This window comes from Streptomyces griseus subsp. griseus (assembly GCF_000720255.1).
GTDB lineage: Bacteria > Actinomycetota > Actinomycetes > Streptomycetales > Streptomycetaceae > Streptomyces > Streptomyces griseus_I.
The window spans coordinates 194325-219556 of the sequence record NZ_JOJE01000007.1; the positions used below are offsets into that span (position 1 = coordinate 194325).

Below are 25232 nucleotides of genomic sequence, written 5' to 3' on the forward strand. Positions count from 1 at the left end.
ACAGGCCATCATGCAGCGCCGGTCCGCCCGCACAAAACCCTCAACACGTGCGGGCGCCCCCGTCAGGACGTCGAAGGCCCCGTCCGGCTCACCGCCTCCGGAGTGGTGTGGGTGAGTTCGCCGTCCAGCAGGAGCCAGCGGGTGATGCCGATCGACTCAAGGAACGGCAGGTCGTGGCTGGCCACGATCAGTGCTCCCTCGTAGGACTCCAGGGCCGAGGTGAGCTGCCGCACGCTCGCCATGTCCAGGTTGTTCGTCGGCTCGTCCAGCATCAGCAACTGCGGCGCGGGCTCCGCCAGCATCAGCGCGGCCAGGGCCGCCCGGAAGCGCTCGCCGCCGGACAGCGTGGCCGCCCGCTGGTCGGCCCGGGCGCCTCGGAACAGGAAGCGGGCCAGCCGCGCCCGGACCCGGTTGTTGGTGGCGCCCGGCGCGAACCGGGCCACGTTCTCCGCGACGGTCAGTTCGTCGTCCAGGACGTCGAGCCGCTGCGGCAGGAACCGCATCGGAACGTGCGCCCGCGCCTCGCCCGACACCGGCGGCAGTTCCCCGGCGATCGTGCGCAGCAGCGTCGTCTTGCCCGCGCCGTTGCGGCCGATCAGCGCGACCCGCTCCGGCCCCCGCAGGTCGAGCCCTCCGGCCACCCGGGCGCCGTACGCCAACTCCAGGTCCAGCAGGGTGAGGACGTCACGGCCCGGCGGTACGGCCGTGTACGGCAGGTCGACGCGGATCTCGTCGTCGTCCCGTACGGCTTCCACGGCCTCGTCGAGCCGTTCCCGGGCCTCCGCGAGCCTCTCCTCGTGCATGATGCGGTGCTTGCCCGCCGACTCCTGGGCCGCCCGCTTGCGCGCCCCCATGACGATCTTCGGCTCGCGCTTGCTGTCCGCCATCTTCTGCCCGTACCGCTTGCGACGGGCCAACTTGACCTGTGCGTCGGCCAGTTCGCGCTTCTGCTTGCGGAAGTCGGCCTCGGCGACGCGCACCATGCGCTCGGCCGCCTCCTGCTCGGTGGCGAGCGCCTCCTCGTAGGCGGAGAAGTTGCCGCCGTACCAGGTGATCTCCCCCGCGTGCAGGTCGGCGATCTGGTCGACCAGATCCAGGAGTTCGCGATCGTGGCTGACCACGACCATCACGCCGGGCCAGGACTCCACGGCCGCGTACAGCCGCCTGCGCGCGTACAGGTCGAGGTTGTTGGTGGGCTCGTCCAGCAGCAGGACGTCCGGCCGGCGCAGCAGCAGCGCGGCCAGCCTGAGCAGGACGGACTCGCCGCCCGACACCTCGCCGATCGTCCGGTCCAACCCGACATGTCCGAGACCGAGTTCGCCCAGTGTGGCCAGGGCGCGCTCCTCGACGTCCCAGTCGTCGCCGACGGTCTCGAAGTGGGCTTCGGTCACGTCACCCGCCTCGATGGCGTGCAACGCGGCCCGCTGCGCGGCGATGCCGAGCACCTCGTCGACACGCAGCGTGGTGTCGAGCGTGATGTTCTGCGGGAGGTAACCCACCTCGCCCGCGACACGGACGGTGCCGTCGGCCGGGGTGAGTTTCCCGGCGATCAGCTGCAACAGGGTGGATTTGCCTGAGCCGTTGACGCCGACGAGACCGGTCCTGCCGGGGGCGAAGGCGACGTCGAGGCCGTCGAAGACGGTGGTGCCGTCGGGCCAGGCGAAGGAGAGGGAGGTACAGGCGATGGAAGTATGCATGGGGCCTCGCGGTTGCTGGATGCGGTCGGTGAGCAACGCGTGTCGAGACACCGGGGGCGGGCGACCGGGAGCACCTGTACGAAGGCCGAGAGGCCGGAGGGCGTGAGAAGAGCCCTGCTTCGTCGAGGACGGCTCGAATGCCGAGGTCGCACGCGGCAGCCACACCTCATGGGGTGTGGCGCGGTGTCTCAGGACCTCAGACGAGCAACGTCCTTCTCCAATCGGCGGCAACAGAAGCGTTCTACACCGTAGGAGAGGCCTGAAGGACTGTCAACGGAATTGACCCGGACCGGTCGGCGGGCCCCTACGCTGATGTCGGATTCCTGCCAGCTCCTGCCCCCGGCCTGGTGCTTGAGTGATCCCCATGACCCATGAGAACTCCCTCAGTGACCGTGCCCTCGCCTTTCGTGCCCTGCACGTCCCGGGGCGGCCGCTGGTGCTGCCGAACGCCTGGGACATCGCGAGTGCCCGACTCGTCGAGGAGGCGGGGGCGGCCGCCGTGGCCACCACGAGCGCCGGGGTCGCCTGGGCCCTGGGGGCGGCGGACGGCGACCGGCTGGAAGGCCACCGGGCCGTGGCGGCGGTCGGCGCCATCGCGGCGGAGGTGCGTGTGCCGGTCACCGCCGACATCGAGAGCGGCTACGCGGCCGATCCGGCCGGCGTCGCCGACACCGTCCGCGCGGTGGTCGCCGCGGGCGTCGTCGGAATCAACATCGAGGACGCCGTGCGCGACAGCGGGCCGGGGCCGCTGCGCGCGGTCGCCGAACAGGCCGAGAGGATCGCCGCCGCCCGCGAGGCCGCCGACGCCGCGGGCGTGCCGCTGTTCGTCAATGCCCGCATCGACACGCTACTGGCGGGCGTCGGGGGAGTGGATCTCACCCTGGAGCGCGCCGCCGCCTTCCGGGCTGCGGGCGCCGACGGGATCTTCGTCCCCGGAGCCGTCGACCGGGAGACCGTCAAGCTCCTCGTGGACGGCGTCGACGGACCGTTGAACGTCCTGGTCGGCCCCGGCGCGCTCCCCGTCGCCGAACTCGCCGGACTCGGTGTCGCCCGCGTGAGTGCCGGATCGGACATCGCCCAGGCGGCCCACGCACTCGTCCGCCGCGCCGCCCGGGAGCTGTTGGGGGCGGGGACGTACGAGACGATGGCGGGCGGACTCGACTACGGCGAGCTCAACGCGCTCTTCGGTGAGCGGCGTTGACCGTCCCCACGGCCCGCGGGACGTCGCGCCGCGAGCCCGTTCAGGCGTCCCGCATCAGTTCCGCGAGGTCGTGGTCGAGGTCGAGCTGGAGGTGTTCCAAGCCGGCCGGCACCAGCTCGCCCGTGGCCTCCAGGAACCGGCGGATCTCACCCGAGCGGACGTGGACGATGGCCGTGCCCTCGGGGGCGTGGAACTCCAGGACCGTCCGGTCGTACCCGTACGGTCGTACGCGGACGTCGCCGTGCCCCTCGGCGTCGTGCAGACCGGCGGCGAGCAGCTCGCGGGCGAACGTCCAGCAGACCTCCACGCCCTCGAGGGTGGCGGGGGCGGGGAACGTCATGCGGACGGCGAACGGGTCGCGGCGGTCGTAGTGCAAGGTGGCGGGAATGCTCGGCATCCGCGGCGCGGCGGCGACGAGGCGGGCCTCCACGGGCTGCTCGATGACGGTGGACAACGCCTTGCTCCCTTGGGTGCGGGCTGGACAAGCCTTCCGGGCGGATGAGGCCGGGCAATGGAAGAGACGACGGAATCGGCCAATCCGTGTACAGAACTTCGAGTGACCTCGGTCACCGCGTTCATGCCCCCGAGTGGTGCAGCTCTCTTCCCTTTCAGGGAAGCGCACTTGGGGCGATCGGGACACCTCGGGACGGCCCGGGCGAGGGCGTCTGGACGGCGTCGGGGGCGTGGGCTAGCTTCGCCCGCCATGAGGCGCTTGGGGAACACGCGACGCACGGGACCGATGGCACGGGCAGGACGAGGCACGCGAGAGGCACGCGGAACACAGGGAGTGGCGGGGCGTGCCGGCCGGGCGGCGGCAGTGGCGACGGTGTGCGCCGCGGTGCTGGCCGCGCTGACCGCCGTGCCCGCGCAGGCGCAGTCACCCGAGCGGCGCACCCCGCACTGGGAGCTCAAGGACACCGGCACCCCCGACGTCCGGTTCCGCGGTCTTGCGGCCGTCGGCCGGGACACCGCCTGGGTGGCCGGGACGCAGGGCACCGTGCTGCGAACCTCGGACGGCGGGCGGAGCTGGCGGAACGTCTCCCCGCCGGGCGCCGCCGAACTGCAGTTCCGGGACATCGAGGCGTTCGACGCGCGGCGCGCCGTGGTGCTGGCCATCGGCGAGGGCGAGGCCTCCCGCGTCTACCGGACCGACGACGGCGGGGCCACCTGGACGGAGTCCTTCCGCAACACCGACGCGCGGGCCTTCTACGACTGCCTCACCTTCTTCGACCGCCGGCACGGCCTGGCGATGAGCGACCCGGTCGACGGGAAGTTCCGCATCCTGTCGACGAGCGACGGCGGCCGTTCCTGGAAGGTACTGCCCAGCGACGGGATGCCGGCCGCGCTGGACGGCGAGGCCGGGTTCGCCGCCAGTGGCCAGTGCCTGGCCGCCTCCGGTCCCCGGGACGTCTGGCTGGCCACCGGCGGCGGTGCCCACGCGCGCGTGCTGCACTCGGCCGACCGCGGCCTGACCTGGACGGCCACCGACGCCCCGGTCCCGGCGGGCGATCCGGCCCGCGGTGTGTTCGCGCTCGCGTTCCGCGACCGCACCCACGGTCTCGCCGTCGGCGGCGACTACCGCGCCGAAGAGCCCTCCCCGCAGGCCGCTGCCACGACCCGGGACGGCGGCCGCACCTGGCGGCCCGCCGCCACATCGCCACCCGCGTACCGCTCCGGTGCCGCCTGGCTCCCGCACGGCCGCGCCGCCGCCCTCGCGGTCGGCCCCACCGGAACCGACCTGACGACGGACGCCGGCCGCACCTGGCGGACGGTCGACACGGGGTCGTACGACACGGTCGACTGCGCGGCGGACCTGGGGTGCTGGGCGGCCGGGGAGAAGGGCCGGGTGGCGCGGCTGGAGCGCTGACGCCGGCCGCTCCGCCCGGACGGGTGAACCGGAATGCCACATTCGCCCACAACGGGGTACCCGTGTCCAGCAGACAGGGACGAGAGGAGTGAACGGGTATGCCAGCCGGTTCGAGCTCGAAGCGGGAGCGTCAGTACGAGCACATCAAGGAGAGCGCGCAGGACCGGGGCGAGAGCGCCGGGCGCGCCAAGGAGATCGCCGCGCGGACGGTGAACAAGGAACGCGCCCGCTCCGGCGAGTCGAAGACCGCCAGCCGCACCTCCACCCAGGACATGTCGTCCGGCAAGCGGGGCGGCCAGCGGTCCGGCAAGGGCTCCCAGGGGCCCACCTACGACCAGCTGTACGAGGAGGCCAAGCGGCGCAACGTCCAGGGCCGTTCGGACATGAACAAGCAGCAGCTGCAGCGCGCCCTGGGCAAGAAGGGCTGACCTCAGCGCGACTCGCGGTAGGCCTCCAACGCCGGTGCCGTCTTCGTCGCGACGAACTCCGTGACGCGGTACGCGCAGACTCCGGCGGTGACGAACGGGTCGCCCGCGGTGATCTCCTCGATCCGGGCGCGGTCCCGCGCGACGGCGATGATCACTCCGCCGTCGCGCGGGTCCTTGCGCCCGGAAGCGAGGAAGTGACCCGTCTCGTACTGCTCCGCGAGCCACGCCACATGCGCCTCCAGCACGGCGTCGACGGCATCGAGCGGGGCGGTGTAGGTCAGCTCCAGTACGAACATGATCGCGAGCCTACCCGCGGAGACCGTAGGCTCGGCACCACGATGAAGACCGTAGGTGTGCCCGCGGGCTGGCCCGCGACCGAGCAGGCGGCCCGAGCCGTCCAGGACGAGCTGAGGGCGAGGGTGGTGCTCGACGAAGCGGGACCGCCGCCGGGCACGGGCCACGTGACCGGGGTCGACGTGGCCTACCACGACGAGTGGGACGTCGTGGTGGCCGCGGCCGTCGTTCTGGACGCGGCGACCCTCGACGTCGTCGCCGAGACCACGGCGGCGGGCCGGATCTCCTTCCCCTATGTCCCCGGCCTGCTCGCCTTCCGTGAACTCCCCACGGTGCTGGCCGCACTCGACGCCCTGCCCTGTCCCCCCGGCCTGGTCGTCTGCGACGGCTACGGCCTCGCGCACCCCCGCCGCTTCGGCCTGGCCACCCATCTCGGCGTCCTCACCGGTCTCCCGACGATCGGCGTCGCCAAGAACCCCTTCACCTTCATGTACGACGAGCCCGGCACCCCACGCGGATCCTCCGCCCCCCTGACGGCGGCCGACGAGGAGGTCGGCCGCGCCCTGCGCACCCAGGCGGGCACCAAGCCGGTCTTCGTGTCGGTCGGCCACCGCACGAACCTCGACAACGCCTGTGCCCACACGCTCGCCCTCGCTCCGAAGTACCGCCTGCCGGAGACGACCCGAAGGGCGGACGCCCTGTGCCGCCGGGCGCTGCGGGAGGCGGTACGTGGCAGAGATCATCTGGCCGGACAGGCGGCCGGGGACCGCACCCGGAGCTGGGGACGCTCCCTGTTCGAAGGTCAGGCCGCTCCCGTGCTCTGGGCGGCCCGCGTGCTCGAAGCGGCCGCGGGGGGCCGGGGCCGGACCCCCGAGATCGACGCGGCGCTGCGACTCGCGGGCGAACGCGACGCCTGGAGCCGGGCGCGTGAGGTGTTCGACCTGGTCCGCGCGCACAGGATCGCGGCGGAGGACCGGCTCACGGACGAGGACCGGCTGCGGCTGCGGCTCGCCGAACTGGTCGCCAAGATCGCCCACAACGCGGCCGGTCCGCCGCCGTTCTTCGACTACCACGCGGGGTGGCAGATCGGCCCGCTGGCCGTCCGGCTCGCCATGACCGCGCGCGACGCCTCACTGCGCGACCGAGTCGAGACCGCGCTGGGGGACTGGCCGCCGACCGACGCTCCGGAGTACCTGGCTGAGTACGTCATCTGAGTATCCGTACGGATGTGCCCTCGCACGCATGATCGGCAAGCTGGGGCGCATGACGACGCATCGTGCTCCCAAGCCCCTGGCCGATCCTGAGCGGCCCGTCGAGCGGGCCGTGACCGCCGCGCTGGTCATCGCCGGGCTCGCCGGGCTCGGCTGGATCGTGGGGATGATCTACACGCTCGCGGCCTGGCCGATGTAGGGGCCGGTCAGTGGGCCGCGGCGACGCGGAAGCGGATCCCGGACGCGCGCAGCCGTTCGATGAGGGCGTCGCCCATCGCCACCGCCGTGGTGACCTGGCCGGACGTCGGCGGGAGGTCGTCGAGGGCCAGGGCGAGCGCCGCCTCGGCGAACATCTTCGCCGTCTCGTCGTAGCCGGGATCGCCGCCCGAGACCTCGGTGAACACCCGGCGGCCACCGCCCTCGCCCACGAACCGCACGGAGAACCAGCTCCTCGCCCGCTTCTCGGCGCTCGGTCCCTCACCGGGCTTGAGCCGCCCGGACAACCAGCGCCGGGCGGGTGGCACCTGGGCGGCCGCGAGGAGCGCCCCGACGGCCGCGACACCGCCCACCGCCACGGGCAGGCTCCGTACGGCCGCGTAGTGGCGGTAGCGGAAGTCGGGCCCGTAGCGTTCGAGCGCCCGCGCCGAGCGGCACACGATCTGCGGATCGATCGTCGGCAGCGGCAGCGCCCACGCGCCGACCTCCGGGGCGAACCGGGGCGCGCTCGCCGGCGCCTTCGCCCGCCGCCCGACCAGACGCGGCTCGTGCCGCCCGCGTTCCCGTGCGGCGGCCGCCATCTGCCGCCCGCGCGCGAACTGGCCCAGCGCGGAGGCGAACGTACCGCCGGAGAAGGTCGCGTCGGCGGTCACGTAACCGTCCACGGTCAGCGGCACCCCCTCCGGCAGTTGCTGGACCGTGAAGTACGCGCCCAGATCGTGCGGGACGGAGTCGAACCCGCACGCGTGCACCAGTCGTGCGCCGGTCTCCCGCGCGCGTGCGTCGTGACGCACGTACATCAGGTCCACGAACTCCGGCTCACCACTGATGTCGAGGTAGTCGGCGCCGGTGTCCGCGCAGCCGGCGACGAGGGCCTCGCCGTGGCGGACGTACGGTCCCACGGTCGTGGCGACCACGCGCGCGTGCTCGGCGAGCGCGCGCAGCGACGCCGGGTCCGACACGTCCGCCCGCAGGATCCCGATCTCCGCGCGGCCGGGCAGCCGCTCGCGCAGCCGCTGGAGCTTGTCCTCGTTGCGGCCCGCGATCGCCCACCGCAGTCCCTCGGGCGCGTGCGCCGCGAGGTACTCCGCGGTCAGCTCCCCGGCGAAGCCGGTCGCCCCGAAGAGCACGATGTCGTACGGACGATCCGCCCTCTTCAGCCTGCTCATGACACCCCTCGGGTCGTGCGCTCCGCGCCGTTTTCGGTGGCTGAGGTTAGCGTGAGGAGCGCGAGGCCCGTCGGTTGGGCCTGCCGATCCGCTCGGTGCGAGATACCGTGCGAGGTACGGTGTCTAAGCGCTTGCTCGCCCAGCTCTTGTGCCGGGTGGAACACGTTCTTAGCATCGCTGGTGATTACATCCCTCCGTCTCAGCAGGGGGCTGGATGACGACGGCAAGGACGCCGGGGCACGGCCCGCTCGCCGGTGTGCGCGTGGTCGAGCTGGCCGGCATCGGGCCCGCTCCGTTCGCCGCCATGCTCCTGGCCGACCTCGGCGCCGACGTCGTCCGCGTGGACCGTCCGGGCGGCGCCGTCCTCGCGATCGACCCCGAGCACGACGTCACCAACCGCAACAAGCGCTCCGTGATCGTCGACCTGAAATCCCCGGACGGCCCCGCCCGCGTCCTCGACCTCGCCGCCCGCGCCGACGTGCTCCTGGAGGGCTACCGCCCCGGAGTCGCCGAACGCCTCGGCGTCGGCCCCGAGGACTGCCACGCCCGCAACCCCCGGCTGGTCTACGCCCGGATGACCGGCTGGGGCCAGGAGGGCCCCCTCGCCCACCGCGCGGGGCACGACATCGCCTACCTCGCCGTCACCGGCACCCTCGGCATGATCGGCGCCCCCGACGGGCCCCCGGCCGTACCCGCCAACCTGCTCGGCGACTACGCGGGCGGCTCCCTGTACCTCGTCGTCGGCGTCCTCGCCGCCCTGCACCACTCCCGCGCCACCGGCACCGGCCAGGTCGTCGACGCCGCCATCGTCGACGGCGCCTCCCACCTCGCCGCGATGATCCACGGCATGCTCGCCGCCGGCGGCTGGCAGGACCGCCGGGGCGCCAACCTCCTCGACGGCGGCTGCCCGTACTACGGCACCTACGAGACCGCCGACGGCCGGTACATGGCGGTCGGCGCCCTCGAACCGCAGTTCTACGCCCAGTTCCTGGACCTCCTCGGCCTCCCCGAGCACGCGGGAGCACGCAAGGACATCACCCGTTGGGGCGAACTGCGCGAGGCGGTCTCCGCCCGCTTCCGGACCCGTACGCGCGCGGAGTGGACGGCCGTCTTCGAGGGCTCCGACGCGTGCGTGGCGCCGGTGCTGACCCTGCGCGAGGCCCCGCACCACCCGCACCTCGCCGCCCGCGGCACCTTCACCGACCACGGCGGCATCACCCAGCCGGCCCCCGCCCCCCGCTTCTCCGCCACCCCGGTCACCGTCCGCACCGGCCCCGCCCGGCCCGGTGCCGACACGGAGGCGGTGGCCCGCGACTGGGGGATACCCGGTCTCGCCGAGCCGCGCGAAGGCGGCACCCCGACGGCCGACGGCGCCCGACTGACGGCCGGCGGCGACTGACCCGGCCGACCGCTCGACCCACCCTCCTCGAAAGGCTTACCAGTGAGCACCGAAGCGTACGTGTACGACGCGATCCGCACCCCGCGCGGGCGCGGCAAGGCCAATGGCGCCCTGCACGGCACGAAGCCCATCGACCTGGTCGTCGGCCTCATCCACGAGCTGCGCGACCGCTTCCCGGACCTTGACCCGGCCGCCGTCGACGACATCGTGCTCGGCGTGGTCGGCCCCGTCGGTGACCAGGGCTCCGACATCGCGCGCATCGCCGCCGTCGCCGCCGGACTGCCGGACACGGTGGCCGGCGTGCAGGAGAACCGCTTCTGTGCCTCAGGTCTGGAGGCCGTCAACATGGCGGCCGCCAAGGTCCGTTCCGGCTGGGAGGACCTCGTCCTCGCGGGCGGCGTCGAGTCGATGTCCCGGGTGCCGATGGCCTCCGACGGCGGCGCCTGGTTCAACGACCCCATGACCAACCTGGCCGTCAACTTCGTCCCGCAGGGCATCGGCGCCGACCTGATCGCCACCATCGAGGGCTTCTCCCGCCGGGACGTCGACGAGTACGCGGCCCTCTCGCAGGAGCGGGCGGCCGCGGCCTGGAAGGAGGGCCGCTTCGACCGGTCCGTCGTCCCGGTCAGGGACCGCAACGGCCTCGTCGTCCTCGACCACGACGAGCACGTGCGCCCCGGCACCACCGCCGACTCCCTCGCCAAGCTGAAGCCGTCGTTCGCCGACATCGGCGACCTCGGCGGCTTCGACGCCGTAGCCCTGCAGAAGTACCACTGGGTGGAGAAGATCGACCACGTCCACCACGCGGGCAACTCCTCCGGCATCGTCGACGGCGCCTCCCTGGTCGCGATCGGTTCCAAGGAGACCGGCGAACGCAACGGCCTGCGCCCGCGCGCGCGGATCGTCTCGGCGGCGGTCTCCGGCTCGGAGCCGACCATCATGCTCACCGGCCCCGCCCCCGCGACCCGCAAGGCGCTCGCCAAGGCCGGGCTGACCATCGACGACATCGACCTCGTCGAGATCAACGAGGCGTTCGCGGCGGTCGTGCTGCGCTTCGTGAAGGACATGGGCCTGTCCCTGGACAAGGTCAACGTCAACGGCGGCGCCATCGCCCTCGGCCACCCGCTCGGCGCGACCGGCGCGATGATCCTCGGCACGCTCGTCGACGAACTGGAGCGCCAGGACAAGCGGTACGGCCTCGCCACGCTGTGCGTGGGCGGCGGCATGGGCATCGCGACCATCGTCGAGCGCATCTGAATCCCCGGCGGATTCCGGACCCGAGAGACTTCTACGGAGACCCTGTCATGACTCAGAGCACCACCATCCGCTGGGAACAGGACCGCACCGGCCTCGTCACCCTCCTCATCGACGACCCCGACCAGTCCGCGAACACGATGAACCAGGCGTTCCGCGAGTCGCTCGCGGTGATCACCGACCGCCTGGAGGCCGAGAAGGACACCATCCGGGGTGTCATCATCACCTCCGCCAAGAAGACCTTCTTCGCCGGCGGCGACCTGCGCGACCTGATCCGCGTCACACCCGAGACCGCCCAGGAACTGTTCGACGGCGGCATGGAGATCAAGCGCAACCTGCGCCGCATCGAGACCCTCGGCAAGCCGGTCGTCGCCGCGATCAACGGCGCCGCCCTGGGTGGCGGCTACGAACTCGCCCTCGCCTGCCACCACCGGGTCGCCCTCGACGCACCCGGCTCGAAGATCGGCTGCCCCGAGGTCACCCTCGGCCTGCTCCCCGGCGGCGGCGGTGTCGTGCGCACCGTACGGCTGCTGGGCATCGCCGACGCCCTCCTCAAGGTCCTCCTCCAGGGCACCCAGTACAGCCCCCGGCGCGCCCTGGACAACGGCCTGGTCCACGAGGTGGCCGACACGCCCGAGGACATGCTCGCCAAGGCCCGCGCCTTCATCGACGCCAACCCCGAGTCACAACAGCCCTGGGACAAGCCGGGCTACCGCATCCCCGGCGGCACCCCGGCGAACCCCAAGTTCGCGGCGAACCTGCCCGCCTTCCCGGCCACCCTGCGCAAGCAGACCAACGGCGCGCCCTACCCGGCCCCGCGCAACATCCTCGCGGCCGCTGTGGAGGGCTCCCAGGTCGACTTCGACACCGCGCAGGTCATCGAGGCCCGCTACTTCGTGGAGCTGGCCGCCGGCCAGACCTCGAAGAACATGATCCAGGCCTTCTTCTTCGACCTCCAGGCTGTCAACTCCGGCGCCAACCGCCCGAAGAACGTCGAGCCGCGCCAAGTCCGCAAGGCCGCGGTCCTGGGTGCGGGCATGATGGGCGCCGGCATCGCCTACGCGTGCGCCCGCGCGGGCATCGAGGTGGTCCTCAAGGACGTCTCCCTGGAAGCGGCCCTCAAGGGCAAGGGGTACTCCGAGACGCTCTGCGCCAAGGCCGTCTCCCGGGGCCGTACCAGCCAGGAGAAGGCCGACGCGCTGCTCGCCCGCATCACACCCACCGCCGACCCGCAGGACCTGGCCGGCTGTGACGCCGTCATCGAGGCGGTGTTCGAGGACACCTCCCTGAAGCACAAGGTCTTCCAGGAGATCCAGCACATCGTCGCGCCGGACGCGCTGCTGTGCTCCAACACCTCCACGCTCCCCATCACCGCCCTCGCCGAAGGCGTGGACCGCCAGGGCGACTTCATCGGGCTGCACTTCTTCTCGCCCGTCGACAAGATGCCGCTCGTCGAGATCATCAAGGGCGAGCGCACCGGCGAGGAGGCGCTCGCGCGCGCCTTCGACCTGGTCCGGCAGATCAAGAAGACGCCGATCGTCGTCAACGACTCGCGCGGCTTCTTCACCTCACGGGTCATCGGGCACTTCATCAACGAGGGCGTGGCCATGGTCGGCGAGGGCATCGAGCCCGCCTCCGTGGAACAGGCGGCGGCGCAGGCGGGCTACCCGGCCAAGGTGCTCTCCCTGATGGACGAACTGACGCTCACCCTCCCGCGCAAGATCCGCGGCGAGTCCAAGCGCGCCGTCGAGGAGGCGGGCGGCACCTGGCAGACGCACCCCGCCGAGGCCGTCATCGACCGCATGGTCGACGAGTTCGGCCGCACCGGCCGCAGCGGCGGCGCCGGCTTCTACGAGTACGGCGAGGACGGGAAGCGGGCCGGACTCTGGCCGGGGCTGCGCGAGCACTTCACCCGTGAGGGCGCCGAGATCCCCTTCGAGGACATGCGGGAACGCATGCTCTTCTCCGAGGCCCTCGACACCGTCAGGCTCCTCGAAGAGGGTGTCCTGACGTCCGTGGCCGACGCCAACATCGGCTCGATCTTCGGCATCGGCTTCCCCGGCTGGACCGGCGGCGTCCTGCAGTACATCAATGGCTACGACGGTGGCCTGCCCGGTTTCGTGGCCCGCGCGCGTGAGCTCGCCGCACGCTACGGCGACCGCTTCACCCCGCCCGCCCTGCTGGTGGACAAGGCGGAGAAGGGCGAGACCTTCACGGACGCGCGCTGAGTGAGGACCGCTGAGTGAGGACCCGCTGAGCGCGGACCGCCGAGTGAGGACCGTGTGAGAAGGAACGCCACGTGACGTGAATTACCGCATGTGACTGGTGCCGCAGGGAAGGTGCGCAATCGGTCCGTACCGCCGACACGGTGGTACGGGCCGAGTCACGTCAGGACACCCGAGGGAAACCCCGCTCGGGGCGCACCAGAGAGTGGTACCCACCGTGAGCAGCAAGGACACCGCGCATTCGGCACAGGTAGCCGCCCCTCCGCAGGCGCCCGCGACGCCCGCCGACGCGGGCGACGCCGGTTACAGCAAGGCCCTCAAGCACCGCCACGTCAACATGATCGCCATCGGCGGCGCGATCGGCACCGGGCTGTTCCTCGGCGCGGGCGGCCGTCTGCACAGCGCGGGCCCCGCGCTCGCGCTGGCCTACCTCGTCTGCGGGGTCTTCGCCTTCTTCGTCGTGCGGGCCCTGGGCGAGCTGGTTCTGTACCGCCCGTCGTCCGGCTCCTTCGTGTCGTACGCGCGCGAGTTCCTCGGTGAGAAGGGCGCCTATGTCGCCGGCTGGATGTACTTCCTGAACTGGTCGACGACCGGCATCGCCGACATCACCGCGATCGCGCTCTACACGCACTACTGGAGCTTGTTCACGAGCGTCCCCCAGTGGCTGCTCGCCCTGATCGCGCTCGCCGTCGTCCTCGCGGTCAACCTGATCTCGGTGAAGTACTTCGGCGAGATGGAGTTCTGGTTCGCGATCATCAAGGTCGCCACACTCGTCGGCTTCATGCTGATCGGCATCTTCCTGCTCGCCACCCAGCACGACGTGGACGGCTCCACGCCCGGCCTGCACGTGATCACCGGAAACGGCGGGGTCTTCCCGCACGGCGTGATGCCCGTCGTCCTCGTCATGCAGGGCGTGATCTTCGCGTACGCCGCCCTGGAGCTGGTCGGCGTCGCCGCGGGCGAGACCGCGGAGCCGGAGAAGGTCGTCCCGCGCGCGGTGAACTCGATCATGTGGCGGGTCGGCCTGTTCTACGTCGGCTCGGTCGTCCTGCTCGCCCTGCTGCTGCCTGGCTCGGTCTACTCGGGCGACCAGAGCCCCTTCGTCACGGTCCTGTCGAAGATCGGCATCCCGGCCGCCGGCGACGTGATGAACCTGGTCGTCCTGACGGCCGCGATGTCGTCCCTGAACTCGGGCCTGTACTCCACCGGCCGTATCCTGCGCTCCATGGCGATGGCGGGCTCCGCCCCCAAGTTCACCGCCCGCATGAACCGCAGCCAGGTCCCCTACGGCGGCATCCTGCTCACCTGCGCGGTGTGCGTGCTGGGTGTCGGCCTGAACTACCTGGTGCCGAGCCAGGCCTTCGAGATCGTGCTGAACATCGCCTCGCTCGGCGTCGTCAGCACCTGGGTGATCATCATGATCTGTCACCTGGTCTTCGTGCGCCGTGCCAACTCCGGGCTGGTCGCCCGGCCCTCCTTCCGGCTGCCGGGCAGCCCGGTCACGGAGATCACGACGATCACCTTCCTGCTGGCCGTGCTGGGTCTGATGTGGAACGACCCCGAGGTCGGCCGCAGGACCCTCCTGCTCGTCCCCGTCATCGCCGTCGCCCTCGTCGCCGGCTGGTTCGGGATCCGCCGCAGGGTCACCGAGACCGCCGACCAGGAACTCTCCGACCTCACGAAGTAGCGGGCCACGGCCACTGGCCACGACCACCGGAACCTGAGGATCAGCATCGATGTCAGTGGCACCGCCTACGGTGGCGCCATGTCGGAGATCACGTACGTCAAGGGTGACGCCGGCGCGCCGTCGGTCAAGGGCGTCAAGGTGATCGCCCATGTCTGCAACGACATCGGGGGATGGGGCAAGGGTTTCGTCGTGGCGCTGTCGCGCCGCTGGCCGCAGTCCGAGGAGGCGTACCGCGCCTGGCACCGCGCCCGCGCCTCCAACGACTTCGGGCTCGGCGCGCTCCAGATGATCCAGGTCGAGCGGGACGTGTGGGTGGCCAACATGATCGGCCAGCGGGGCATCCGGACGGGCAGCAAGGGCGTCCCCGTCCGCTACGAGGCCATCGACACCGCGCTGACCCGCCTGGCCGACGAGGCCCTCGCCCTCGACGCCTCCGTGCACATGCCCCGGATAGGCTGCGGCCTCGCCGGCGGGAAGTGGTCCCACGTCGAGCCGCTGATCACCGAGCGTCTGGTGCGGCGGGGCGTCGCCGTGACGGTGTACGACCACGGGGAGGGCGCCGGGTGAGCCGCGGCCGAGCAGGCCCAGCGGGCCCGGTGCGGCCCGGAGCCCGCGCCCCGGGCCGCACACAGGTGGACCGGATCTCAGTGCCCGTGCACCGAGTTCGTCGCCGCGATCTTCTGCCATGACTTCGGCTGCCGCGGCTCGGCCGACGTCTTGGCGATGGACGCCCCGGCCGCCGCGGGAGCCGCCGGCTTCGACGGCTGGAACAGCCAGGTGTCGAACAGCCCGCCCAACTGCTGCCCGGAGACCGCCTCGGCGTACGCCCGGAAGTCGGCGACCGTCGCGTTGCCGTACGCGTACTTCTTCGGCCAGCCCTTCAGCACGGCGAAGAACGCCTCGTCGCCGATCTCGTTGCGCAGCGCCTGCAGGGCCAGCGCTCCCCGGTCGTAGACCGCGCTGTCGAACTGGTGCTCAGGGCCCGGGTCACCCGGCTCGACCGTCCAGAACGGGTCGTCGGCCGGGTGCGAGGCGTAGACGTAGTCCGCGAGCTCCTGGGCCGTGCCCTCGTCCTCGTGCTCGGACCACAGCCACTGCGCGTACCGCGCGAAGCCCTCGTTGATCCAGATGTCCTTCCAGCCGGCGACGGACACCAGGTCGCCGTACCACTGGTGGGCCAGCTCGTGCACGACCACGGAGGTGTTGGTCCCGTTCGCGAACTGCCGCGGGCTGTAGTACGGCCGGGTCTGCGTCTCCAGCGCGTACCCGGTGGTCGTGTTCGGCACGTACCCGCCGAGCGCGTTGAAGGGGTACGGCCCGTAGTACCCGGCCAGCCAGTCGGCGATCTCCCCGGTCCGCTCGACGCTCGCCCGCGCCGCGCCGTAGTTGTCGCCCAGGTCCTTGCTGTAGGCGTTGACGACCGGGATGCCGCTCTCCGTCGTCCCGGTGGTGACGTCGAACTTCCCCACCGCGAGCGTGGCCAGATACGTGGCCTGCGGCTTGTTGGAGCGCCAGTTGTAGCGGGTCCACCCGGCACGGGAACTCGACGACTGAAGGGTGCCGTTGGAGATGGCCTGCGAGCCGTCGGGGACCAGCACGGACACGTCGTAGGTGGCCTTGTCGAGCGGGTGGTCGTTGCTCGGGAACCACCACCAGGCCGCCTCGGGCTCGTTCGCGGCAACCCCGCCGTCCGGTGTGCGGTGCCAGCTCGTGAAGCCGTACGCCTGCTTCGACGACGGCACCCCGCGGTAGCGCACCACGACGGTGATGGCCGTGCCCTTGTCCAGCGGGGTCTTCGGCGTGATCTCCAGCTCGTGCTCACCCGACGTCGAGAACGACGCCTTCGCGCCGTTGACCCGGACCTCCTCGACGTCCAGCAGGAAGTCCAGATCGAACCGGGACAGATCCTGTGTCGTGCGGGCCAGCAGCGTCGCGGTGCCCTCCAGTTCGTCCGTGGCGGGCTGGTACTTCAGCCGCAGGTCGTAGTGGGAGACGTCGTAGCCGCCGTTGCCGTAGTCCGGGTAGTAGGGGTCGCCGATGCCCGGCGCGCCAGGAGTGTGACTCGCGGCCGATGCCGGGATCGCCAGCAACAGGGAAGCGGCAGCGAGTGCGCCCGGCGCGATGATTCTGCGGTGCACGAAAGCTCCAAGTCGTAGGGGCGACAAGTCTGTGTGAAGCCTATTCAGACCCTGTGGCTCCTGGCGTGTCCACAACGCCCCCTGTCACACGATCGCCATTCGGCCGTCACGAACCCGACGCCCCCTCAGATGCCTCCTTTTGCAGGGGAGTTGACCGATGTACCGTCCGCGCATGCCGAAACGCACGCGATTGACGACCTCGAGAACGCTCGCGACCACGGTCATCACCCTGCTCGTGGCCGCGTTCCTCACCCCCGCCGCGGCCCAGGCCGGCCCCCGCGAGAGCAGGCCGGTCTACTCCTACGACAACGCCGTCCGCGAGGCCGTCTGGGTGGACACCGGCCTCGACACCGACGGCGACGGCAGCACCGACCGGGTCGCCGCCGACATCGTCCGCCCCCGCGAACCCGCCCAGCGGGGCCGGAAGATCCCGGTCATCATGGACGCCAGCCCTTACTACTCCTGCTGCGGCCGCGGGAACGAGAGCCAGAAGAAGACGTACGACGCGGCCGGCAACGTCGTCCAGGCGCCGCTCTTCTACGACAACTACTTCGTGCCGCGCGGCTACGCGTTCGTCGCCGTGGACCTGTCCGGAACCAATCGCTCCGACGGCTGCGTCGACGTCGGCGGCCGCTCCGACATCCAGTCCGCCAAGGCCGTCGTCGACTGGCTGAACGGCCGCGCCAAGGCGTACACCACCCGCACCGGCGGCACCCGCGTCAAGGCCGGCTGGACCAACGGCCGCACCGGAATGATCGGCAAGAGCTGGGACGGCACCATCGCCAACGGTGTCGCCGCCACCGGGGTCGAGGGACTGAGGACCATCGTCCCGATCAGCGCCATCTCCTCCTGGTACGACTACTACTTCCAGCAGGGCGCCCCGCTGTACGACTCCGGCCCCGACTGGCTGTCGAACTACGTCGACAGTCCCGACGCCCGCGCCAAGTGCGCCGCCGTCCAGCACAAGCTCGTCGACGGTGCCCCGCGCACCGGTGACTGGACGCCGCTGTGGACCGAGCGGAACTACGTGAAGGCCGCGAACAAGGTCAGGGCGAGTGTCTTCCTGATCCACGGCATGCAGGACCTCAACGTGCGGATGAAGCACGTCGGCCAATGGTGGGACGCCCTCGGCAGGAGCGGTGTGGAGCGCAAGATCTGGCTCTCCCAGACCGGCCACGTCGACCCGTTCGACTTCCGCCGCGCCACCTGGGTCGACACCCTGCACCGCTGGTTCGACCACGAACTGCTGGGATACGACAACGGCATCGACCGGGAACCCGTGGCCGACATCGAGCGCCACCCCGATCAGTGGGTCACCTCGAAGTCCTGGCCGCCGCGCGGCACGGACACCACCACCCTGCGCCCGGCCCCGGGCACCCAGCCGGGCGTCGGCACGCTGGGCCTGCGCAAGGCCACTGGCAGCGAGACCTTCACCGACGACCCCAGGCTCGGCGAGACCGACTGGGCCGCGCGGATCGACACCCCGACCTCCGACAAGGCCGGCTTCACCACCGGGCCCCTCACCCGGGACCTGCGTCTGTCCGGCTCCTCCAAGGTCACCGTCACCGCGACCCCCAGCACCACGACGGCCCACCTGAGCGCCGTCCTCGTCGACCTCGGCCCGGACACCATCCGCGACTACGCCGACGCCGCCGAGGGCATCACCACCCTCACCGACCGCACCTGCTGGGGCGCGAGCACGCCCGGCGACAGCGCCTGCTTCAAGAAGACCGCGGCGAAGACAGCCGCCGTCGACCACACGATCGTCAGCCGTGGCTGGGCCGACCTCGGCAACCACGCCTCCGACCTCCGCGGGGAGCCGCTCACCCCGGGCAGGGCCTACACCATCACCCTCGACCTGGCCGCCACCGACCATGTCGTCCCCCGGGGCCACCGCCTCGCACTGATCGTCGCGGGCACGGACAAGGACCTCATCGACCCCCCGTCCACCACCCCCGCCCTCACCCTCGACCTGTCCCGCACCTTAGCCAAGGTCCCCCTGGTCGGCGGCGCGAAGGCCTTCGCCGACGCCACGGCCGGATCACGAACGGCACCTGACGAGGCAACGGTCCTGGACGGCGTACGGGCTCCGTCGCGCGCTGACCGCGTTCCGGGCCGGTAGGAATCGGGATCCAGCAGTCAGGAGGAGGCGGCCAGTGCGGCCGCCTCCTCCGCGCAGCCCCAGGCGACCGTCACCCCGGCACCGCCGTGTCCGTAGTTGTGCACGCACACCCGCCCGTCCGGCAGCACCTCGCGCTCCAGACGGACCGTCGGCCGGGCGGGCCGCAGCCCCACCCGGTGTTCGAGGACCCGTGCCCCGGCGATCTCCGGCCGCAGCGCGGCGCACCGCCGGACGATCGCCTCGGCCACCTCGGGGTCCGGCTCCAGCGACCAGGCGTTGTCGTCCGCCGTCCCGCCGAGAACCAGCCGTCCGGGCTGCGGGAACAGGTACGCGGTCGTGCCGTCCGGCGCGCTGGAGACGACCCAGGTGTCGATCCCGGGGTTCTCCACGACGACCAACTGCCCCCGCACCGGCCACACGGACGGGTCAGGCACCAGGTCCCGGGCGCCCAGCCCGGTGCAGTTGACCACCACCGGCGCCGCGACCTCCGGGAGAGCGGCGACCGGACGCTCCTCCACCGTGCCGCCCGCCCTCAGCAACCGCTCCCGCAGCCACGGCAGATGGACCGGCATGTCGATCAGCGGCAACCGCGCCCACACGCCCGACCCCGCGTACTCGTCCGCCGACGACGCCCGCACCCCGGGCAGCCTGCCCGCCGCCCACTCACCGACCTCGTCCGGCTCCGTCTCGCCCTGTACCCCTTCGACCATGCGTACCCCGGTCTCGTCCGGGCGCAGCGCCAGCTCCTCGTACACGTCGAGGGACCGCAGCGCCCACTGCCGCGCCGAGGCCACCGGAGCGATGCGGTAGGGCCACCACAGCGCACCCGCGACCACCGAGGTGGTCCGCTCCACCGGATCCCGCGTCCACACCCGCACCCGCCGGCCGCGCTCCGCCAGGACGACGGCCGTCGTCAGGCCGATGACACCGCCACCGACGACCACCACGTCGCCACTCTGTTCGCTCGTCACGCGGGGACGTTAGCCGAACATGTCACGCCGTGCTCACCTCGCCCCCTTCCTGGGGATACTCACAGCATGTCTGCCGAGTACGCGACCTTCGGCCTGGCACCGGCGATGCGCGCCGGTGGGGTTCTCGCGGACGGTGGCGTCCAGGTCCACCGGGACTTCCTGGACTTCATCGTCGACGGGCGCCCACTGCTGTTCCGGCTCTCCGACCTCGACGCCGTCTCCCCACTGGCCTCCGACGTACCGCCGGCCATCTTCACCGCACAGGTTCGCGCCCTCCTCCTGGAGGCCGACCCGCCGCTGCCCGGCGGACGCTACGTCGTCTACGGCTGCCCCGAGTGCGAGGACCTCGGCTGCGGTGCCGTCACCGCGCTCATCGAACGGCACGACGACGACTACGTCTGGCGGGACTTCGCCTGGCAGACCGACGACCACGCCGACCTGGAGCTCAACGGCTACCACGGCCTCGGCCCCTTCCGCTTCCACGGCGAGGAGTACCGCGCTGCGCTCGGCGCCCTGCTGGACGACACGGCCCGCACCACCGACCGCCGCCGCGTGCTGCTGATCGGCGCCCGGGTCGCCCTCCTCGCCAAACTCGCGGCGGCGCTGCGCACCATCGGCATCGGCGCGGACATCGCCCACGACGCGAACGGTGTCACCGCCGACGAACTGCGCGCCTACGGCGCGGTCGTCCTCGGCAGCGCCGTCGGCGAGGAGGAACGGGCCGCCGTACGCGACTCCTTCGCCCGCGCCGGAGTCGACGTGGCCCACGTGGACGGACTCGCCCCCATCGTCCCGCTCCTGGTCGCCCAGATCGAGGGCGCGCTCGACCGCCGGCCGCCCGAACAGCGTCGCCTCGTCGGTCTGGTCGCCGCCGAGGGCGCCGCCGAAATCGAGGTGACCTCCTCCTGCCGCGTCCGCGTCACCGCCTACCGCCTCGACCGCCTCTCCCGCCCCCATACCCACGACCTCCACGACGCCGTCCTCGACCCGGGCCGCCACCACATACCCCTGGACCCCAAGGCCGTGAAGGGCGAGTCCTACGTCGTGGTCCGGACCACGGGGACGGTACGTGGAGGCGATGACCCGCTGAGCACCGGAGCGGCAGTGGCGGCCATTAGGATCGCCCCCTGATGACTGCCACCCTCGTCGCCAAGAATCTCGCCGCCGGGCACGGCGACCGCTCCCTGTTCTCCGGGCTCGACCTCGTCGTCGCACCCGGAGACGTGATCGGGCTGGTCGGTGCCAACGGGGCGGGCAAGTCCACCCTGCTGAAGCTGCTCGCCGGGCTCACCGCGCCGGAGGAGGGGGAGCTCAGGCTCTCCCCGCCGACGGCGAGCGTGGGGCATCTGCCGCAGGAGCCGGAGCGGCGGCCGGGGGAGACCGTGCGGGAGTTCCTCGCGCGCCGTACCGGTGTCGACGAGGCACAGCGGGTGATGGACGAGGCGACGCAGGCCCTCGTCGACGGGGCGCCGGGCGCCGACGACGCGTACGCGACGAGCCTGGAGCGCTGGCTCGACCTCGGCGGCGCCGACCTCGACGAGCGGGCGGAGGAGGTCGCCGACTCGCTGGGCCTGGGCGTGGACCTCGACCAGCCGATGACCTCCCTGTCCGGCGGTCAGGCGGCCCGCGCGGGACTCGCCTCCCTGCTGCTCTCCCGCTACGACGTCTTCCTGCTCGACGAACCCACCAACGACCTCGACCTGGACGGCCTGGAGCGCCTCGAACGTTTCGTGAGCGGCCTGCGCGCCGGCACCGTCGTCGTCAGCCACGACCGCGAGTTCCTCACCCGCACCGTCACCAAGATCCTCGAACTCGACCCCGCCCAGCGGCGGGTCACCCTCTACGGCGGCGGCTACGAGGCCTACCTGGAGGAGCGCGCCACCGCCCGCCGGCACGCCCGCGACGACTACGAGGAGTACGCCGACAAGAAGGCCGCCCTGCAGGAACGAGCCCAGACGCAACGCTCCTGGATGGACAAGGGCGTGAAGAACGCGCGGCGCAAGGCGGGCAACGACAACGACAAGATCGGCCGCAAGTTCCGCAGCGAGGCGAGCGAGAAGCAGGCGGCGAAGGCCCGGCAGACGCAGCGCATGATCGAACGCCTGGAGGTGGTCGAGGAGCCGCGCAAGGAGTGGGAGCTGCGCATGGAGATCGCGTCGGCGCCCCGCTCCGGCGCGGTCGTGGCGACGCTGCGGGACGCCGAGGTACGGCGCGGTGACTTCACCTTCGGGCCGGTCTCGCTCCAGATCGACTGGGCGGACCGCGTCGCGGTGACCGGGGCCAACGGCGCCGGCAAGTCGACCCTCCTCGGCGCGCTCCTCGGCCGTGTCCCCGTGGACGCCGGGCACGCGGCCCTGGGCTCCGGTGTGCTGGTCGGCGAGGTCGACCAGGCACGCGGGCTCTTCCACGGCCCCGAGACCCTGCTCGACGCCTTCTGCGCCGCCGTCCCCGACACGGAACCCGTCGAGGTGCGCACGCTGCTGGCGAAGTTCGGCCTCAAGTCGGACCATGTGGTGCGCCCGGCCGCCACCCTCTCCCCGGGTGAGCGCACCCGCGCGGCGCTGGCACTGCTCCAGGGCCGGGGTGTCAACCTCCTCGTCCTCGACGAGCCGACCAACCACCTCGACCTGCCGGCCATCGAGCAGCTGGAGTCGGCCCTCGATGCCTACGAGGGCACGCTCCTGCTGGTCACCCACGACCGCCGGATGCTGGACGCGGTCCAGGTCACGCGCCGCCTGGAGGTGGCGGACGGCAAGGTGACCGAGCGCTAGGGGAAGTGCCCCGAAAGGGGCGCGGGGAACTGCGCGACCAGCCACAACCGGCCCGCAGTTCCCCGCAACGCTCAGCGCTTCCCGGGATCGAGCAGCCCGGCCTTGCGCAACGCGTCGGCCATCGCGCTGTTGGCCGGCGCAGGCGCCTGCCGCGCACCGCCGCCCTGCCGCGCACCGCCGCCCTGCCGCGCACCGCCGCCCTGCCGCGCACCGCCGCCCTGGCGCTGCTGCTGCTGCCGCTGCTGAGGCGGACGCCCGCCCCGCTGCTGTCGACGCTCACCGCCGGAGTCCTGCGCCTCGTCGTCCAGCCGCAACGTCAGCGAGATCCGCTTGCGCGGGATGTCGACGTCGAGGACCTTCACCTTGACGATGTCACCGGGCTTCACCACGTCCCGCGGGTCCTTCACGAACGTCTTCGACATCGCGGAGACGTGCACCAGCCCGTCCTGGTGGACACCGACGTCGACGAACGCGCCGAAGGCCGCCACGTTCGTCACCACCCCCTCCAGGACCATCCCGGACGACAGGTCGGAGATCTTTTCCACGCCCTCCTTGAAGGTGGCCGTCTTGAAGGCGGGCCGCGGGTCGCGTCCGGGCTTCTCCAGCTCCTTGAGGATGTCGGTCACGGTCGGCAGACCGAACGTCTCGTCGACGAATTCGGTCGGCTTCAGCGAGCGCAGCACCGAGGTGTTCCCGATGAGCGAGGCCACCTCCTGACCCGTGGTCTTCACCATCCGGCGCACCACCGGGTACGCCTCCGGGTGCACGCTGGAGGAGTCCAGCGGGTCGTCCCCGCCCCGGATGCGGAGGAAGCCCGCGCACTGCTCGTACGCCTTCGGGCCGAGCCGCGCCACCTTCTTCAGCTGGGAGCGCGAGGTGAACGGGCCGTTCGCGTCGCGGTGCGCCACGATGTTCTCGGCGAGTCCGGAGGTGACCCCGGAGACCCGGGCGAGCAGCGGCGCCGACGCGGTGTTCACGTCGACACCCACGCCGTTCACACAGTCCTCCACCACCGCGTCCAGCGAGCGCGACAGCTTCACCTCGGACAGGTCGTGCTGGTACTGGCCGACGCCGATCGACTTCGGGTCGATCTTCACCAGCTCGGCCAGCGGGTCCTGCAGCCGGCGCGCGATCGACACCGCGCCGCGCAGCGACACGTCCATGTCGGGCAGCTCCTGCGAGGCGAAGGCGGAGGCCGAGTACACGGACGCGCCCGCCTCGGACACCATCACCTTGGTGAGCTGCAACTCCGGGTGCTTGGTGATGAGTTCACCGGCCAGTTTGTCGGTCTCGCGGGACGCCGTGCCGTTGCCGATGGCGACCAGCTCGACCGCGTGCTCCTTGGCGAGCCGCGCCAGCTTGGCGATCGCCTCGTCCCACTTGTTGGCCGGGACGTGCGGGTAGATCACGTCCGTGGCGACGACCTTGCCGGTCGCGTCGACCACGGCGACCTTCACGCCCGTACGGAAACCGGGGTCGAGGCCCAGCGTCGCGCGGGTGCCGGCCGGGGCGGCGAGCAGCAGGTCGCGGAGGTTCGCGGCGAAGACGTTGACCGCCTCGTCCTCGGCGGCCGTACGCAGCCGCAGCCGCAGGTCGATGCCGAGGTGGACGAGGATCCGGGTGCGCCAGGCCCAGCGGACCGTGTCCGTGAGCCACTTGTCGCCGGGGCGCCCGCGGTCGGCGATCCCGAACCTGGACGCGACGATCGCCTCGTACGACGAGGGCCCGGGCTGCTCGGAGGGCTCCTCCGGCTCCAGGACGAGGTCGAGGACCTCCTCCTTCTCGCCCCGCAGCATCGCCAGGATGCGATGTGAGGGCAGCTCGGTGAACGGCTCGGCGAAGTCGAAGTAGTCGGCGAACTTGGCGCCCGCCTCCTCCTTGCCGTCCCGCACCTTGGCCGCCAGCCGCCCGCGCGCCCACATGCGCTCGCGCACCTCACCGATCAGGTCGGCGTCCTCCGAGAACCGCTCGGTGAGGATCGCCCGCGCCCCGTCCAGGGCGGCCTGCGGATCGGCCACGCCCTTGTCCGCGTCGACGAACGCGGCGGCCGCGGCGAGGGGATCGACGCTCGGATCACCGAGCAGCCCCTCCGCCAGCGGCTCCAGCCCCGCCTCCCGCGCGATCTGCGCCTTGGTGCGCCGCTTGGGCTTGTACGGCAGGTAGATGTCCTCCAGGCGCGCCTTGGTCTCGGCACCCCGGATCTGCGCCTCCAGCTCCTCGGTGAGCTTGCCCTGCTCGCGCACCGACTCCAGGATCGCCGCGCGCCGCTCCTCCAGCTCCCGCAGATAGCGCAGCCGCTCCTCGATCGTGCGCAGCTGCGCGTCGTCGAGCATCTCGGTCGCTTCCTTGCGGTAGCGGGCGATGAAGGGCACCGTCGAACCGCCGTCGAGCAGTTCGACGGCGGCCTTCACCTGCCGCTCCCGTACGCCGAGCTCCTCGGCGATCCTGCCTTCGATGGACCCTGCCTTGATGGGCCCGCTGGGCCCGTTGGACCCATTGGATCCGGGTGTCGTCACGATCCCGTACCGCCTTCTCCACTGAGGTTGCGCGGCAATTGTGGCAGGCCGGACCGACACTCGGGG

Annotated in this window: 19 protein-coding genes and 1 pseudogene; 13 read left to right on the plus strand and 7 right to left on the minus strand. The window is 71.9% G+C overall.

Annotated features, from left to right (window positions below; all coding sequences use genetic code 11):
* Positions 1 to 62: 62 nt before the first annotated feature.
* Entirely contained in the window at positions 63 to 1697 is a 1635-nt protein-coding gene (locus IG99_RS13480; RefSeq protein WP_037673350.1) for an ABC-F family ATP-binding cassette domain-containing protein, read from the minus strand.
* Positions 1698 to 2061: 364 nt separating this feature from the next.
* Between IG99_RS13480 and IG99_RS13485 the strand changes: the two genes are divergently transcribed.
* On the plus strand, positions 2062 to 2898 hold the full coding sequence (locus tag IG99_RS13485; RefSeq protein ID WP_037673352.1) for an isocitrate lyase/PEP mutase family protein: 837 nt from the start codon (positions 2062 to 2064) through the stop codon (positions 2896 to 2898).
* Positions 2899 to 2938: 40 nt separating this feature from the next.
* On the opposite strand, the gene ssgD is transcribed toward IG99_RS13485, so the two are convergent.
* Positions 2939 to 3352, minus strand: a complete 414-nt coding sequence (gene ssgD, locus IG99_RS13490; protein ID WP_037673354.1) for a spore wall synthesis regulator SsgD — start codon at positions 3350 to 3352, stop codon at positions 2939 to 2941.
* Between the two features lie 372 nt (positions 3353 to 3724).
* On the opposite strand from ssgD, the gene IG99_RS13495 reads away from it, so the two are divergent.
* The gene (locus IG99_RS13495) at positions 3725 to 4765 is read left to right on the plus strand and encodes a WD40/YVTN/BNR-like repeat-containing protein (RefSeq protein ID WP_078947695.1); all 1041 of its coding nucleotides are present in this window, start codon (positions 3725 to 3727) and stop codon (positions 4763 to 4765) included.
* 98 nt (positions 4766 to 4863) lie between these two features.
* Positions 4864 to 5193, plus strand: coding sequence for a hypothetical protein (locus IG99_RS13500; protein ID WP_037673357.1), 330 nt, complete (start codon positions 4864 to 4866; stop codon positions 5191 to 5193).
* 2 nt (positions 5194 to 5195) lie between these two features.
* Here IG99_RS13500 and IG99_RS13505 read toward each other — a convergent pair whose 3' ends face one another.
* Positions 5196 to 5489: a YciI family protein gene (locus IG99_RS13505; RefSeq protein ID WP_037673358.1), complete on the minus strand. Its 294-nt coding sequence runs from the start codon at positions 5487 to 5489 to the stop codon at positions 5196 to 5198.
* Between the two features lie 42 nt (positions 5490 to 5531).
* On the opposite strand from IG99_RS13505, the pseudogene IG99_RS13510 reads away from it, so the two are divergent.
* Positions 5532 to 6212 (plus strand): annotated as a pseudogene (locus IG99_RS13510) (endonuclease V); the annotation flags it as partial.
* A 538-nt stretch (positions 6213 to 6750) separates the two neighbouring features.
* The gene (mmpA, locus tag IG99_RS49585) at positions 6751 to 6897 is read left to right on the plus strand and encodes a morphogenic membrane protein MmpA (RefSeq protein WP_199815516.1); all 147 of its coding nucleotides are present in this window, start codon (positions 6751 to 6753) and stop codon (positions 6895 to 6897) included.
* Positions 6898 to 6904: 7 nt separating this feature from the next.
* Here mmpA and IG99_RS13515 read toward each other — a convergent pair whose 3' ends face one another.
* Positions 6905 to 8083 carry a saccharopine dehydrogenase family protein gene (locus tag IG99_RS13515; protein ID WP_037673359.1) on the minus strand — a complete coding sequence of 393 codons (1179 nt, stop codon included), beginning with the start codon at positions 8081 to 8083 and terminating at the stop codon, positions 6905 to 6907.
* 214 nt (positions 8084 to 8297) lie between these two features.
* Here IG99_RS13515 and IG99_RS13520 point away from each other — a divergent pair, with 214 nt between their 5' ends.
* The 5 genes from IG99_RS13520 (at position 8298) to IG99_RS13540 (ending at position 15215) form a co-directional block, all read left to right on the plus strand.
* Positions 8298 to 9482, plus strand: coding sequence for a CaiB/BaiF CoA transferase family protein (locus IG99_RS13520; RefSeq protein ID WP_051865329.1), 1185 nt, complete (start codon positions 8298 to 8300; stop codon positions 9480 to 9482).
* A 42-nt stretch (positions 9483 to 9524) separates the two neighbouring features.
* On the plus strand, positions 9525 to 10739 hold the full coding sequence (locus IG99_RS13525) for an acetyl-CoA C-acetyltransferase (protein ID WP_037673362.1): 1215 nt from the start codon (positions 9525 to 9527) through the stop codon (positions 10737 to 10739).
* Positions 10740 to 10786: 47 nt separating this feature from the next.
* A complete protein-coding gene (locus IG99_RS13530; protein WP_037673364.1) occupies positions 10787 to 12964 on the plus strand; it encodes a 3-hydroxyacyl-CoA dehydrogenase NAD-binding domain-containing protein in 2178 nt (725 codons plus the stop codon).
* A gap of 214 nt (positions 12965 to 13178) precedes the next feature.
* The gene (locus IG99_RS13535; RefSeq protein ID WP_037673582.1) at positions 13179 to 14648 is read left to right on the plus strand and encodes an amino acid permease; all 1470 of its coding nucleotides are present in this window, start codon (positions 13179 to 13181) and stop codon (positions 14646 to 14648) included.
* Positions 14649 to 14726: 78 nt separating this feature from the next.
* Positions 14727 to 15215, plus strand: a complete 489-nt coding sequence (locus IG99_RS13540) for a macro domain-containing protein (RefSeq protein ID WP_037673365.1) — start codon at positions 14727 to 14729, stop codon at positions 15213 to 15215.
* Positions 15216 to 15292: 77 nt separating this feature from the next.
* Here the strand turns inward: IG99_RS13540 and IG99_RS13545 are convergent, their stop codons facing one another.
* The gene (locus IG99_RS13545) at positions 15293 to 16786 is read right to left on the minus strand and encodes a M1 family metallopeptidase (protein WP_037673367.1); all 1494 of its coding nucleotides are present in this window, start codon (positions 16784 to 16786) and stop codon (positions 15293 to 15295) included.
* Between the two features lie 172 nt (positions 16787 to 16958).
* Here IG99_RS13545 and IG99_RS13550 point away from each other — a divergent pair, with 172 nt between their 5' ends.
* On the plus strand, positions 16959 to 18908 hold the full coding sequence (locus IG99_RS13550) for a Xaa-Pro dipeptidyl-peptidase (RefSeq protein ID WP_037673584.1): 1950 nt from the start codon (positions 16959 to 16961) through the stop codon (positions 18906 to 18908).
* Between the two features lie 17 nt (positions 18909 to 18925).
* Here the strand turns inward: IG99_RS13550 and IG99_RS13555 are convergent, their stop codons facing one another.
* Positions 18926 to 19879 carry an FAD-dependent oxidoreductase gene (locus IG99_RS13555; RefSeq protein ID WP_037673370.1) on the minus strand — a complete coding sequence of 318 codons (954 nt, stop codon included), beginning with the start codon at positions 19877 to 19879 and terminating at the stop codon, positions 18926 to 18928.
* Between the two features lie 66 nt (positions 19880 to 19945).
* Here IG99_RS13555 and IG99_RS13560 point away from each other — a divergent pair, with 66 nt between their 5' ends.
* Both IG99_RS13560 and IG99_RS13565 read left to right on the plus strand, forming a co-directional pair.
* Positions 19946 to 21010, plus strand: coding sequence for an oxidoreductase (locus tag IG99_RS13560; RefSeq protein ID WP_234311842.1), 1065 nt, complete (start codon positions 19946 to 19948; stop codon positions 21008 to 21010).
* Positions 21010 to 22650, plus strand: a complete 1641-nt coding sequence (locus tag IG99_RS13565) for an ABC-F family ATP-binding cassette domain-containing protein (RefSeq protein WP_037673372.1) — start codon at positions 21010 to 21012, stop codon at positions 22648 to 22650. The genes IG99_RS13560 and IG99_RS13565 overlap by 1 nt, the downstream gene beginning before the upstream one ends.
* Before the next feature lie 71 nt (positions 22651 to 22721).
* On the opposite strand, the gene IG99_RS13570 is transcribed toward IG99_RS13565, so the two are convergent.
* Positions 22722 to 25166, minus strand: coding sequence for a Tex family protein (locus tag IG99_RS13570; RefSeq protein ID WP_037673375.1), 2445 nt, complete (start codon positions 25164 to 25166; stop codon positions 22722 to 22724).
* Positions 25167 to 25232 lie beyond the last annotated feature (66 nt).